The sequence below is a fragment of the Pseudomonas sp. 13B_3.2_Bac1 genome (genome assembly GCF_025466205.1).
In the GTDB taxonomy this organism is placed as follows: Bacteria; Pseudomonadota; Gammaproteobacteria; order Pseudomonadales; family Pseudomonadaceae; genus Aquipseudomonas; species Aquipseudomonas fluorescens_H.
The window spans coordinates 1-13,753 of record NZ_JANLOG010000128.1 but is presented as its reverse complement, the minus strand read 5'-3'; the positions used below and the strand labels follow the sequence as shown (position 1 = coordinate 13,753).

Annotated in this window: 13 protein-coding genes; all 13 read right to left on the bottom strand. The window is 60.0% G+C overall.

Features of this window, described 5'->3' with window-relative positions; all coding sequences use genetic code 11:
- Nucleotides 1-66 precede the first annotated feature (66 nt).
- Nucleotides 67-1,422 carry an NADH-quinone oxidoreductase subunit NuoF gene (nuoF, locus tag NTD85_RS21310; protein ID WP_027614663.1) on the bottom strand — a complete coding sequence of 452 codons (1,356 nt, stop codon included), beginning with the start codon at nt 1,420-1,422 and terminating at the stop codon, nt 67-69.
- A complete protein-coding gene (gene nuoE / locus NTD85_RS21305) occupies nt 1,419-1,916 on the bottom strand; it encodes an NADH-quinone oxidoreductase subunit NuoE (RefSeq protein WP_003223804.1) in 498 nt (165 codons plus the stop codon). The genes nuoF and nuoE overlap by 4 nt, the downstream gene beginning before the upstream one ends.
- Before the next feature lie 2 nt (nt 1,917-1,918).
- Complete coding sequence (nuoC, locus tag NTD85_RS21300; RefSeq protein WP_003223807.1) at nt 1,919-3,703, bottom strand: NADH-quinone oxidoreductase subunit C/D; 1,785 nt, start codon at nt 3,701-3,703, stop codon at nt 1,919-1,921.
- 69 nt (nt 3,704-3,772) lie between these two features.
- Nucleotides 3,773-4,447, bottom strand: coding sequence for a NuoB/complex I 20 kDa subunit family protein (locus NTD85_RS21295; RefSeq protein ID WP_003223809.1), 675 nt, complete (start codon nt 4,445-4,447; stop codon nt 3,773-3,775).
- A 10-nt stretch (nt 4,448-4,457) separates the two neighbouring features.
- Entirely contained in the window at nt 4,458-4,871 is a 414-nt protein-coding gene (locus tag NTD85_RS21290; RefSeq protein ID WP_003223812.1) for an NADH-quinone oxidoreductase subunit A, read from the bottom strand.
- A gap of 645 nt (nt 4,872-5,516) precedes the next feature.
- The gene (gene aceA, locus NTD85_RS21285; RefSeq protein WP_003223815.1) at nt 5,517-6,842 is read right to left on the bottom strand and encodes an isocitrate lyase; all 1,326 of its coding nucleotides are present in this window, start codon (nt 6,840-6,842) and stop codon (nt 5,517-5,519) included.
- 473 nt (nt 6,843-7,315) lie between these two features.
- A complete protein-coding gene (locus tag NTD85_RS21280) occupies nt 7,316-8,053 on the bottom strand; it encodes a secretin N-terminal domain-containing protein (RefSeq protein ID WP_201138135.1) in 738 nt (245 codons plus the stop codon).
- A 243-nt stretch (nt 8,054-8,296) separates the two neighbouring features.
- Nucleotides 8,297-8,722, bottom strand: a complete 426-nt coding sequence (locus NTD85_RS21275) for a GNAT family N-acetyltransferase (RefSeq protein WP_003223818.1) — start codon at nt 8,720-8,722, stop codon at nt 8,297-8,299.
- Complete coding sequence (locus tag NTD85_RS21270; RefSeq protein WP_262143140.1) at nt 8,715-9,887, bottom strand: cupin domain-containing protein; 1,173 nt, start codon at nt 9,885-9,887, stop codon at nt 8,715-8,717. Before NTD85_RS21270 ends, NTD85_RS21275 begins: the two co-directional genes overlap by 8 nt.
- An 86-nt stretch (nt 9,888-9,973) precedes the next feature.
- Nucleotides 9,974-11,344: an adenylosuccinate lyase gene (gene purB, locus NTD85_RS21265; RefSeq protein ID WP_003223822.1), complete on the bottom strand. Its 1,371-nt coding sequence runs from the start codon at nt 11,342-11,344 to the stop codon at nt 9,974-9,976.
- A gap of 127 nt (nt 11,345-11,471) precedes the next feature.
- On the bottom strand, nt 11,472-12,095 hold the full coding sequence (hflD, locus tag NTD85_RS21260; protein WP_003223824.1) for a high frequency lysogenization protein HflD: 624 nt from the start codon (nt 12,093-12,095) through the stop codon (nt 11,472-11,474).
- A complete protein-coding gene (gene mnmA / locus NTD85_RS21255; RefSeq protein ID WP_262143139.1) occupies nt 12,092-13,216 on the bottom strand; it encodes a tRNA 2-thiouridine(34) synthase MnmA in 1,125 nt (374 codons plus the stop codon). Before mnmA ends, hflD begins: the two co-directional genes overlap by 4 nt.
- A gap of 59 nt (nt 13,217-13,275) precedes the next feature.
- Nucleotides 13,276-13,722: an NUDIX hydrolase gene (locus NTD85_RS21250; RefSeq protein WP_003223828.1), complete on the bottom strand. Its 447-nt coding sequence runs from the start codon at nt 13,720-13,722 to the stop codon at nt 13,276-13,278.
- Between the last annotated feature and the right edge of the window lie 31 nt (nt 13,723-13,753).

Here is a 13,753-nt window from a genome sequence, read left to right as displayed (position 1 = left end):
CAGTCAGCCCCGAAAGGCGTCATCGGACGAAAGGCGAAGGGCACGGACCCTTCGCCTTTTAAGCGTTTACGCGCCGACTACGATCGGCCTTGCCAGAGGCGGGACGGCGGCGCTTGCAGGCGCGATACCGGCTTCGAACTCTGGACGGAAGTATTTGATGGCACTGCCCAACGGCTCCACGGCACCCGGTGCGTGAGCACAGAAGGTCTTGCCTGGGCCGAGGAAGCCGACCAGACCCAGCAGGGTCTCGATATCGCCTGGCTGACCACGGCCTTCTTCGATGGCCATCAAGAGCTTGACGCTCCATGGCAGGCCATCACGGCACGGGGTGCAGAAGCCGCAGGACTCGCGGGCGAAGAACTGCTCCATGTTGCGCAGCAAGGAGACCATGTTGACGCTGTCGTCCACCGCCATCGCCAGGCCGGTACCCATCCGGGTGCCCACTTTGGCGATGCCGCCGGCGTACATTTGTGCGTCGAGGTGTTCCGGCAGGAGGAAACCGGTACCGGCGCCACCTGGTTGCCAGGCCTTGAGCTTGTAACCGTCGCGCATGCCGCCGGCGTAGTCTTCGAACAGCTCGCGCCCGGTGACGCCGAATGGCAGTTCCCACAGGCCCGGATTCTTGACCTTGCCGGAGAAGCCCATGAGCTTGGTGCCCATGTCTTCGCTGCCTTCGCGGGCCAACGATTTGTACCAGTCAACGCCGTCGGCAATGATCGCCGGCACGTTACACAGGGTTTCAACGTTGTTTACGCAGGTCGGCTTGCCCCAGACGCCAACGGCGGCAGGGAAGGGCGGCTTGGAGCGCGGGTTGGCGCGGCGGCCTTCGAGGGAGTTGATCAGCGCGGTTTCTTCACCGCAGATATAACGCCCGGCGCCGGTGTGGACGAACAGCTCGAAATCGAAGCCGCTGCCCAGAATGTTCTTGCCCAGCAGACCTGCCGCCTTGGCTTCTTCCACGGCACGGTTGAGGTGCTTGGCGGCGGTGGTGTACTCGCCACGCAGGAAGATGTAGCCACGGTAGGTTTTCAGTGCGCGGGCACTGATCAGCATGCCTTCGATCAGCAGATGGGGCAGTTGCTCCATCAGCATGCGGTCTTTCCAGGTGTTCGGTTCCATTTCATCCGCGTTGCACAGCAGGTAGCGGATGTTGATGGATTCGTCCTTGGGCATCAGGCCCCACTTCACGCCAGTGGGGAAGCCTGCACCGCCGCGGCCTTTGAGGCCGGCGTCTTTCACGGTCTGGACGATGTCGTCCTGAGCCATGTCGGCGAAGGCTTTGCGCGCAGCGGCGTAACCGTTCTTGGCCTGGTATTCGTCGAGCCACACGGCTTCGCCGTCATCACGCAGACGCCAGGTCAGCGGGTGAGTCTCGGCCGAACGCTTGATGCGGTTGGCAGGACCGAAAGATGTCAGGGTCATACGTAGCCCTCGAGCAGTTTGGCCACGCCGGCAGGCTGCACGTCGCCAAAGGTGTCGTCGTCGATCATCAGCGCCGGTGCCTTGTCGCAGTTGCCGAGGCAGCAGACAGGCAGCAGGGTGAAACGACCGTCGGCGGTGGTCTGACCCAGGCCGATGCCCAGATTGTTCTGGATTTCGCTGACCACCGACTCGTGGCCGCCGATGTAGCAGACCATGCTGTCGCAGACGCGAATGATGTGGCGGCCGACCGGCTGACGGAAGATCTGGCTGTAGAACGTCGCCACGCCTTCAACGTCGCTGGCCGGGATTCCGAGGATCTCGCCGATCGCGTACAGGGCGCCATCCGGCACCCAGCCGCGTTCTTTCTGAACGATCTTCAGGGCTTCGATCGACGCCGCGCGCGGGTCTTCGTAGTGATGCAGCTCGTGCTCGATGGCCGAGCGCTCGGTTTCACTCAAGGTGAAACGGTCTGTCTGGATAAGCGTGCTGTTCATGCTTAGCGGTCCACGTCGGCCATAACGAAGTCGATACTACCCAGGTACGCAATCAAGTCCGCGACCATGCTGCCTTTGATCACCGAAGGGATCTGTTGCAGGTGCGGGAAGCTCGGAGTGCGGATCCGGGTACGGTAGCTCATGGTGCCGCCGTCGCTCGTCAGGTAATAACTGTTGATGCCCTTGGTCGCTTCGATCATCTGGAAGGATTCGTTGGCCGGCATGACCGGACCCCACGAAACTTGCAGGAAGTGCGTGATCAGGGTTTCGATGTGCTGCAGCGTGCGCTCTTTCGGCGGCGGCGTGGTCAGCGGGTGATCCGCCTTGTACGGGCCTTCCGGCATGTTGCGCATGCACTGGTCGATGATCTTGATGCTCTGGCGCATTTCTTCGACGCGGACCATGCAGCGATCGTAGGCATCGCCGTTGGCGGCCAGCGGTACTTCGAATTCGAAGTTCTCGTAGCCGGAGTATGGACGCGCTTTACGCAGGTCGAAGTCGCAACCGGTCGAACGCAGGCCGGCACCGGTGACGCCCCATTCCAGGGCTTCTTTGGTGTTGTACTGCGCGACGCCGATGGTCCGGCCTTTGAGGATGCTGTTCTGCAGGGCAGCCTTGGTGTATTCGTCGAGGCGTTTTGGCAGCCATTCAACGAAGTCTTTCACCAGTTTGTCCCAGCCGCGCGGCAGGTCGTGGGCGACGCCACCGATGCGGTACCAGGCCGGGTGCAGACGGAAACCGGTAATGGCTTCGATCACCGTGTACGCCTTCTGGCGGTCGGTGAAGGTGAAGAACACCGGGGTCATGGCGCCGACGTCCTGGATGTAGGTCCCCAGGAACAGCAGGTGGCTGGTGATCCGGAAGAACTCGGCCATCATGATGCGGATGACGTCGACCTTCTCGGGTACCTTGATGCCGGCCAGCTTCTCGACCGAGAGCACGTACGGCAGGTTGTTCATCACGCCGCCGAGGTAGTCGATACGGTCGGTGTACGGGATGAAGCTGTGCCAGGACTGACGCTCGGCCATCTTCTCGGCACCACGGTGGTGGTAACCGATGTCCGGTACGCAGTCGACGATCTCTTCGCCATCGAGTTGCAGAATGATGCGGAACGCACCGTGCGCCGAAGGGTGGTTCGGGCCCAGGTTGAGGAACATGTAGTCCTCGTTGGCCCCGGAACGCTTCATGCCCCAGTCTTCAGGACGGAAGCGCGCGGCTTCTTCCTCAAGCTGCTGCTTGGCGAGGTTGAGGCTGAACGGATCGAATTCGGTGGCGCGCGCCGGGAAGTCCTTGCGCAGCGGGTGACCTTCCCAGGTCGGCGGCATCATGATGCGCGACAGGTGCGGGTGGCCTTTGAAGTCGATGCCGAACATGTCCCAGACTTCACGCTCGTACCAGTTGGCGTTCGGCCAGATGCTGGTGACGGTCGGCAAGCTCAGGTCGCTTTCGGACAAGGCGACTTTGATCATCACGTCACTATTACGCTCAAGCGACATGAGGTGATAGAACACGGTGAAGTCGGCGCCCGATGGCAGCCCTTGACGCTTGGTGCGCAGACGCTCGTCCACGCCGTGCAAGTCATAGAGCATGACGTACGGCTTGGGCAGGTTGCGCAGGAAGGTCAGGACTTCGACAAGTCTGGCGCGCGCCACCCACAGCACCGGCATGCCGGTGCGGGTCGACTGAGCGGTGAACGCTTCGGCGCCAAAACGGTTGTTCAATTCGACGACCACATCCTGGTCGTCTGCCTTATAAGGCGGGATGTACAGAGCGCTGCCTGTAGTCATGGTTATTTTTTCGCTTTCGGTCAACGTAAAGAATGAAGCCAGCTTCTCGTTTCTTTGAAACAGACTGGATCAGACTTCGTCAGGGCTGCGCAGGTTGGTGACTGCGATTCGCTGTTCGCGGCGCTGTTCCTTTTGCGAAGGCATGTCGGCGCGATAAACGCCTTGATCGCCAACGACCCAGGAAAGCGGACGACGCTCCTGTCCAATCGATTCCTGCAACAGCATCAAGCCTTGCAGGAATGCTTCTGGACGAGGCGGGCAGCCAGGTACGTAGACGTCCACGGGCAGGAACTTGTCCACCCCTTGAACCACGGAGTAGATGTCGTACATGCCACCGGAGTTGGCGCACGAACCCATGGAGATAACCCACTTCGGCTCGAGCATCTGCTCGTAGAGACGCTGAATGATCGGCGCCATCTTGATGAAGCAGGTACCGGCGATAACCATGAAGTCGGCCTGACGCGGTGATGCCCGGATCACTTCGGCGCCAAAGCGCGCGATGTCGTGGGGCGCCGTGAAGGCGGTGGTCATTTCCACGTAGCAGCACGAAAGGCCGAAGTTGTACGGCCACAGGGAGTTTTTTCGCCCCCAGTTGACCGCGCCACTCAGCACGTCTTCGAGCTTGCCCATGAAAATGTTTTTGTGAACTTGATCCTCTAACGGATCGGAAACGGTTTCCCGTTCGCCAATCGGATACTGCTCGTTAGGAGCATCTGGGTCGATTCTGGTGAGATTGTATTGCATTGCCAAAGCCTCATTGTTTCAGCTTCGCCTGCCGCTTGCGACGAGCTTCCGGAGCCCAGTCAAGGGCGCCCACTCGGAACAGGTAGACAAGACCTGCCAACAGAATTGCTATGAAAACGAGAGCTTCGACGAATCCGGTCCAGCCGCTTTCGCGGACGGACACAGACCATGCAAAGAGAAAGAGGGCTTCGATATCGAAGATCACGAACAGCATCGCGACCAGATAGAATTTGGCTGAGAGCCGCAAGCGGGCGCCACCGGTAGGTAGCATGCCGGACTCGAACGGTTCGTTTTTGCTGCGGCCCCAGGCTTTTGACCCGAGGAGGCTGGAGACGCCGAGCATGAAGGCACACAGGCCGACTACACCCAGAAGGAAAATGGCAAAGCCCCAGTTGTGGGCCATGAGTCCTGTCGCTTCGGGCATGCTGGTAATCCTTAACAGAGAGCAAAGGTCTCTGAGCTTGATAAAGAAATAAGGCAGTGACGATATGTCGCAGCAATCAATCGCGCTGATTTTATGGCTAAACACCCGGCAAGTAAAATTCCTATAGCGAAATTATTTATTGGAATAAGGACATAGCGCACCTCCAATGCCCTGTAGCCCATGCAGTGCGGGCATTAGCCGGGTTTCCGCGAATTATGTTTTGTAGGAAATGTAACGAACATAGTTGCTGCTAAATGATAATTGATATCGTTTGGAGTGGTTTTGTAACTGTTTAGCGGTGCAGTAAACAGAAAGTTGTCTTATATGCCTGTTACTGCAAGTAGCGGTGGCGCCAGTTTTAGCTGATTTTTCTGGCGTTCGTACCGCTCTGGATCAATGTTTTTGTCCGGGCGACGTCGATCCCTGTAGGAGTGAGCCTGCTCGCGATAGCGGTTTGTCAGCTAGCACATGCATTGACTGACCCACCGCTATCGCGAGCAGGCTCACTCCTACAGGGGGGGGTTGTGGTCTTTGGGAAATCGGCGCGCAAAAAAAACGCCCCGAACCAGTCGGGGCGTCAGTCTTGCGGCTTTGCGGTTAGCTTTCCATCCGATCCGCAAAGGCCGTTTGCTCAGCGAAGCCGAATCAGTGGAACTGTTCTTCTTCGGTCGAACCGGTCAGCGCGGTCACCGACGACGAGCCACCCTGAATCACGGTGGTCATGTCGTCGAAGTAGCCCGTACCCACTTCCTGCTGGTGAGCCACGAAGGTGTAACCCTTGGCGGCGTCAGCGAATTCCTGCTCTTGCAGCTTCACGTAGGCAGTCATGTCGTTGCGGGCGTAGTCGTGCGCCAGGTTGAACATGCTGTGCCACATGTTGTGAATGCCGGCCAGGGTGATGAACTGGTGCTTGTAGCCCATGGCGGACAGTTCGCGCTGGAACTTGGCGATGGTCGCGTCGTCCAGGTTTTTCTTCCAGTTGAAGGAAGGCGAGCAGTTGTACGACAGCAGTTGGTCCGGGTATTCCTTCTTGATCGCTTCAGCGAAGCGGCGGGCTTCTTCCAGATCCGGCTTGGCGGTTTCGCACCAGATCAGGTCGGCGTAAGGCGCGTAAGCCAGGCCACGGGCGATCGCTTGATCCAGACCGGCGCGAACTTTGTAGAAACCTTCCTGAGTACGTTCGCCAGTCACGAACGGCTGGTCGTACGGGTCGCAGTCCGAAGTCAGCAGGTCAGCCGCGTTGGCGTCGGTGCGGGCCAGGATGATGGTCGGCGTACCGGCAACGTCAGCCGCCAGACGAGCAGCGGTCAGCTTTTGTACCGCTTCCTGAGTCGGAACCAGTACCTTGCCGCCCATGTGGCCGCATTTCTTCACGGAAGCCAGTTGGTCTTCGAAGTGAACGCCGGCGGCGCCTGCTTCGATCATGCTTTTCATCAGCTCGTAGGCGTTCAGCACGCCGCCGAAACCGGCTTCAGCGTCAGCCACGATTGGTGCGAAGTAGTCGATGTAGCCTTCGTCGCCCGGGTTCTTGCCGGCTTTCCACTGGATCTGGTCGGCACGACGGAACGAGTTGTTGATGCGCTTGACCACGGTTGGCACCGAGTCCACCGGGTACAGCGACTGGTCCGGGTACATCGATTCTGCGGAGTTGTTGTCCGCAGCCACCTGCCAGCCCGACAGGTAGATCGCCTGGATACCGGCCTTGACCTGCTGAACAGCCTGGCCGCCGGTCAGGGCGCCCATGCAGTTGACGAAATCTTTCTCTGGGCGGAAGGACGGCTTGGCACCCTGGGTCACCAGGTTCCACAGCTTCTCGGCGCCCATTTTCGCGAAAGTGTGCTCAGGTTGAACCGAGCCACGCAGACGGACGACGTCAGCAGCGGAGTAAGTGCGAGTCACGCCTTTCCAGCGCGGGTTTTCAGCCCAGTCTTTTTCAAGGGCTGCAATTTGCTGTTCGCGTGTCAGTGCCATGGAGATAAACCTCGTCGCGTCTTTATGAAAAGTTGTTCTGCGGTGGAAAATTCCTGCGCTCGCTGACCAGAAGCTTAGGTGGTCAAGTCGGATTCGGCGGGGGAGGCGACGGGATGAACGATGGGCTCGAGGGGAAGTGAGCAGGTAAAGGCGGACTGCGGGCGCATTCAGGCGTCGTGGGCCTTGGTACGAACATCAGTGTGGTGCCGGGTTACCTAATAACGCTTCCGTCCCTCGGGACAACTTCGTTCCAGTCGACAACCTCGTCAAACACACCTTGTGGGCGGTACAGACACGAAGCGGTTCGCGGGGTAGGTGCGAACATCGCTTCGAAGGCCCTTGCCAGGGCCTCTGATTAGCGGGAGCGAGGCCATCATGCCTTCGCTTTTTTGGCCCGTCAAACGTTTTGTAGTGCTTTTTTTCAAGCACTACATCTTTCGTCTAATACGACTAATCAGTCAGTTTTCGGTGCTTTAGTCCAGGGAATCGACTTTGACCCGCAGCGTCATGTCATCCCGGCCTTGAGTCGAGTAGCTGCGGGTCGCGCCCTGTTTGTCGGCCTGGGTTTCGCGGTTCACCCCGGCCAGGGTAATCCATTCGCCCAAGCGTCCGCTGACGGTTGTGTCGGTACTTTGCACGTTCACTACATCGGGACGTTCCTGGCTCATTCGGTCACGATTGGTGCTGATCGCCAGATGAACGATGTCGCCGGTGACGCTGGCTGTCACGTAGAAACCCTGGGTGACGTTGCGATATTGCGTCTGGCTGCTGTAATCGCCGTAGGAATTGCTCTGGCTGCTGGTGATCGGCACGCTCTGGCCGACCTGGATCAATGCCGGTGCGCCTTCGCTGGCCTGAATCTGCTGGATGCCGCCATCACGGCTGGCGGTGCTGTAGTTGATGATCCGGGTTTGTTGATCGCCAGTGTTCTGTTGGTTGTTTTCGTTGGTATCGACGGTGATCAGCAGGCGTTTGGGCGCAGTGTCGAGCTGGGTGATCAGCGCTTTGACTTCCTGGATCTTGTCAGGCTCAGCCTTGATGATCAGTTGGTTGCCGTAGGCGCTGACCTGGCCGTCCTTGCCGATGAAGTCCTGCGCCATCGGCAGCATGTCGGCGCTGGTGCGGTACTTGAGAGGCACGATTTCTGTGGCTGCCATCACCGACAGGCTGCAGCCGAGCAGCAGGGTGGTGAGCAGGGTGCGTAGGGACATGTCCGTTATCTCCGCTTTCGAAAGGCTTGATATTGCCAGTTTGTCGGCCCGGGGTGGGGCAAGTTGAATCGTAGACAGCAAAACGCCCCGGCATCGGTTGATGTCGGGGCGTTTTGTGGTGTTTTTGCTGGCCTCTTCGCGAGCAAGCTCGCTCCCACATTGAATCTCTGTCTGACACACAATCTGTGTCTAATGCAGATCAACTGTGGGAGCGAGCTTGCTCGCGAAAGCCGCGCCGCGGTCTCAGGCCGAATGGCGAACCATATCGACGTGCGGAATCCCGGCTTCAAGGAATTCCTCGCTGACCAGGCTGAAGCCCAGGCGCTCATAGAACGCCGTGGCCTGTACCTGGGCGCTGAGCATCTGCTGCTGCAGGCCACGGGCTTCGGCTTCAGCGATGACCGCTTGCATCAGCGCATCGCCTACCTTCATGCCGCGCCAGTCCTTCAGCACCGAAACCCGGCCAATGTGCCCGTCGGGCAGCAGGCGGGCGGTGCCGATCGGAAAGTCGCCTTCGAACGCCAGAAAATGCACGGCGGTCGCGTCATCGGCGTCCCATTCAAGCTCGGGTGGCACCGATTGTTCGGCGATGAACACCGTTTCACGAATGCGCCGGATCTCGGCGTTGTCCTTTTGCCAGTCTGCGACACGTACGCGAATCTTATTCATCGGCAAATCCCAGGCTGCCTTGTTTGACCAGCTCGCACAGCAGGCCGCGACCGTCTTCGTCGTTCAGCCACTCGCCGAGGTTGTCGACATGCAGTGCATCGGCGGCGCAGATCATCTTCAGCAGTTCGCGCAGCTTGCCCGGCAGGTAACGGCTCTGGCCGCTGGCGAACAGCAGCAGGTCGTCATCGACTTCCGACCAGGCCAGGCGCGCACTCGGGTTGCGGATCAGCACCGCGCCGTCCTGCAGGGCATTGAGGAAGTCATCTTCTTCAACGTCTTCCGGGCCGACCACCAGTTCCGGGTAGCGCGGCTCGGTCATGTACTGGCCGAACCAGGTCAGCAGCAGGCGTTCGTCGCTCATGTGCTCGGCGAGCAGGCTTTTCAGGCGGCCGAGTGCGTCGTGCTGGATCTGATGTGGATCATCGCTGACCGGTTTCGCATCGGCGTCGGTGTAGCGTTCTTCGTCAGTCAGGAACTGGCTGAGGAAGTCGGTGAAGTGGGTCAGCACTTCCGAGGCGCTTGGCGCACGGAAACCAACCGAGTAGGTCATGCAGTTGTCCACGGCGACACCGCAGTGAGCCAGACGCGGCGGCAGGTAGAGCATGTCGCCCGGATCCAGCACCCACTCTTCGGTCTCGTGGAATTCGGCGAGAATGCGCAGATCCGCGTGTTGCAGCAGCGGGCTCTCGGAGTCGCACATCTGGCCGATCTTCCAGTTGCGCTGGCCGTGGCCTTGCAGCAGGAACACGTCGTAATTGTCGAAGTGCGGACCAACGCTGCCACCCGGGGCGGCGAAGCTGATCATCACGTCATCGACGCGCCAGCTCGGCAGGAAGCGGAAGTTTTCCAGCAGCTCGCTGACTTCCGGAACGAATTGATCAACGGCCTGAACCAGCAGGGTCCACTCTTTTTCTGGCAGTTTGCTGAATTCGTCTTCGGCGAACGGGCCGCGACGCAGCTCCCACGGACGCTCGCCGTGCTCGATCACCAGGCGCGACTCGACCTCTTCTTCAAGGGCCAGGCCGGCCAGTTCATCGGCGTCGATCGGGCTTTCGAAGTCAGGAATGGCCTGACGGATCAGCAGCGGCTTTTTCTGCCAGTAATCGCGCATGAATTCGCGCGCCGTGAGACCGCCCAGAAGTTGAAGAGGAGTATCAGGATTCATGTGTAACCTATTGAAAAAAAGCATTTTTCAGACGGGAATAAAAACGCCCGGCGCGGCCGGGCGTCTCAAACGGGTCAAGCGGTGAATCAGATGCGTTTGGCTTGCGCTACAGCGTTGCCGATGTAGTTGGCTGGAGTCAGCTGTTTCAGCTCGGCTTTCGCTTCGGCTGGCATGTCCAGGCCGTCGATGAAAGTCTGCAGCGCTTCCGGGCTGATGCCCTTGCCGCGGGTCAGTTCTTTCAGCTTTTCGTACGGGTTTTCGATGTTGTAGCGACGCATTACAGTCTGGATCGGCTCGGCCAGCACTTCCCAGCAGGCGTCGAGGTCAGCGGCGATCTTCTGCTCGTTGAGCTCCAGTTTGCTGATGCCTTTGAGGCTGGCTTCGTAGGCGATCACGCTGTGAGCGAAGCCCACACCGAGGTTGCGCAGTACGGTGGAGTCGGTCAGGTCACGCTGCCAGCGGGAGATCGGCAGTTTGCTCGCCAGGTGCTGGAACAGTGCGTTGGCGATGCCCAGGTTGCCTTCGGAGTTTTCGAAGTCGATCGGGTTGACCTTGTGCGGCATGGTCGACGAACCGATTTCGCCGGCGATGGTGCGCTGCTTGAAGTAACCCAGGGAGATGTAGCCCCAGATGTCACGGTCGAAGTCGATCAGGATGGTGTTGAAGCGCGCAATCGCGTCGAACAGCTCGGCGATGTAGTCGTGCGGTTCGATCTGCGTGGTGTACGGGTTGAAGCCCAGGCCCAGCTCGTCTTCGATGAAGGCGCGGGCGTTGGCTTCCCAGTCGATCTGCGGGTAGGCCGACAGGTGCGCGTTGTAGTTGCCCACGGCGCCGTTGATCTTGCCCAGCAGCGGCACGGCAGCGACTTGAGCGATCTGGCGCTCGAGACGGTAAACCACGTTCGCCAGTTCTTTGCCCAAGGTGGTCGGCGAGGCCGGCTGACCGTGGGTGCGCGACAGCATCGGCACGTCGGCGAAACGGATCGCCAGTTCGCGGATGGCGTTGGCGGTCTGGCGCATCAGCGGCAGCATCACGTCGTCGCGGCCTTCGCGCAGCATCAGGGCGTGGGACAGGTTGTTGATGTCTTCGCTGGTGCAGGCAAAGTGGATGAATTCGCTGACCTTGGCCAGCTCCGGCAGCTTGGCCGCCTGCTCCTTGAGCAGGTATTCGATCGCCTTGACGTCGTGGTTGGTGGTGCGCTCGATCTCTTTGACGCGCTCGGCGTGCTCCAACGAGAAGTTTTCAGCCAGTTCATTGAGAACGGCGTTGGCCTCGGCGGAGAAGGCTGGCACTTCCGGGATACCGGCGTGGGCGGCCAGGCGCTGGAGCCAGCGCACTTCAACCAGGACGCGGGCACGGATCAGGCCGTACTCGCTGAAAATCGGGCGCAGGGCCTGGGTTTTGCCGGCGTAGCGGCCGTCAACAGGGGAAACCGCAGTGAGCGAAGAGAGCTGCATGGGGTGTTCTCGGACAGTCGGGCAACGAAATGGGGCGCGTATCATACATGAAAAAATCCGCCGGTCCGTTGCCAACTGACCGGCGTATTACGCGCTACAGACTACAAAACTTTTATTGCGCGACGATTTACTCGCTGCGCATCAACGGATACAGCTCTTTGAGCAGCTTGCGCCGGCTGATCACCAACTGCCAGCGGTGCCCGCCGAGCTGTCGCCACAGGCGTGCCGAACGGATGCCGGCCAGCAGCAGGGCGCGGATCTTCGAGGCGTTGCTCGGCTGCTGCAGGTTGCGCATGTCGCCATGTACCTGAATCCGCTGGCGCAGGGTGCTCAGGGTGTCCTGATACAGCGCACCGCAGGCGGCGATCACGTTTTCGTGGGCCGGGCCGAAGTGTTCGACCTGCGACTGGATCTGCGGCAGGCGCTTGCCAATGGTGTCGAGCATGTCGTCACGTTTGGCCAGTTGGCGTTCCAGGCCGAGCATCGACAGGGCATAGCGCAGCGGTTCGCGTTGCAGGGTGCTCGGGTCGCGCTCGAGGGCGCCGATCAATGCCCGATAACCCTCGCGCAGATTGAGGTCGTCGCCGCCGTACACGTCCAGTGTGTCCTTCGGGTCGCGTACCAGCAGGCTGCCGAGCATGCAGCTCAGGCCGGCCTCGCTGGTCTGCCCGGTCTTGGCAATGCGGTCAACCAGCACGGCGGCGAGAAACACGCCGCCCAGCGCCGTCAGTTGCTCCTGAGTCGGGCTCATGCCTGGCCGCTCCACGGCTCGGCGACTTCGATCACGCCACCACCGAGGCAGATTTCACCGTCGTAGAACACCACGGACTGGCCCGGGGTCACCGCGCGCTGCGGTTCGTCGAACACGGCGCGGTAGCCGCTGGCGGTTTTTTCCAGGGTGCAGGCCTGATCGCTCTGGCGATAACGCACTTTGGCGGTGAGGTGCAGCGGCTGGCTCAGGTCGATCGGGTTGACCCAATAGATTTCCGAAGCGAGCAGGGCGCTGGAGAACAGCCACGGATGGTTGTTGCCCTGGCCGACGATCAGCTCGTTGGTGTCCAGATCCTTGCGCAGCACGTACCACGGCTCGTCGCCGGCATCTTTCAGGCCGCCGATGCCCAGGCCCTGACGCTGGCCGATGGTGTGGTACATCAAACCGTGGTGACGACCGATGACTTCGCCTTCGGTGGTCTTGATCTCGCCCGGTTGCGCCGGCAGGTATTGCTTGAGGAAGTCGCTGAAACGTCGCTCGCCGATGAAGCAGATCCCGGTGGAATCCTTCTTCTTGGCGGTCGCCAGCTCGTATTTCTCGGCAATGGCGCGGACTTCGGGCTTTTCCAGTTCGCCGACCGGGAACAGGGTCTTGGCGATCTGTTCGCCGCCGACAGCGTGCAGGAAATAGCTCTGGTCCTTGTTCGGATCGAGGCCCTTGAGCAGTTCGGTACGACCATCGATGTCGCGACGGCGCACATAGTGGCCGGTGGCGATCAGGTCGGCGCCAAGCATCATGGCGTAGTCGAGGAACGCCTTGAACTTGATCTCGCGGTTGCACAGGATGTCCGGGTTCGGCGTGCGACCGGCCTTGTATTCGGCCAGGAAGTGCTCGAACACGTTGTCCCAGTACTCGGCGGCGAAGTTGGCGGTGTGCAGCTTGATGCCGATCTTGTCGCACACGGCCTGGGCATCCGCCAGGTCGTCCATGGCGGTGCAGTACTCCGTTCCGTCGTCTTCTTCCCAGTTCTTCATGAACAGGCCTTCCACCTCGTAACCCTGCTCGATCAGCAGGAGAGCGGAAACGGAAGAGTCCACGCCGCCGGACATGCCGACAATGACGCGCTTCTTGGATGTGTCAGAAGGGGCTGGATCACGCATAGGGATTCAATGAGTGTCTTGAAAAAGGACGCGATTCTATCAGGCTCACGGCCTCAAGGCTAAAGAGAAGGGCGGATCAGTTCGAGACTGAAGTGATGGCCGGCCAGATAGTCGTCGATGCAACGGATGATCAGCTCGCTGCGCCAGTTGTCGCGCTGGGCGATTAATTCGCTGCGGGTCAACCACTTGGCGCCGACGATGCCATCGTCGAGTTGATAGTCCGGGTGGTGTTTCACCGCTTTGGCGCTGAAGCACACGCGTTGATAAGTCACGCCGTTGCTCGGCGCGGTGTACAGGTAAATCCCGACCACGCCGGTGGGTTCGACGTCCCAGCCGGTTTCCTCGAGGGTTTCGCGGACGGCAGCTTCGATCAGGGTTTCGTTCGGATCCAGGTGGCCGGCCGGCTGATTGAGCACGTTACGCCCGGCCTTGTGTTCTTCGACCATCAGGAAGCGGCCGTTGTCTTCGACGATGGTGGCGACGGTGATGTGGGGGAGCCATTCCATAAAACCTTCCTCAAAATCCAGATTAAAACTC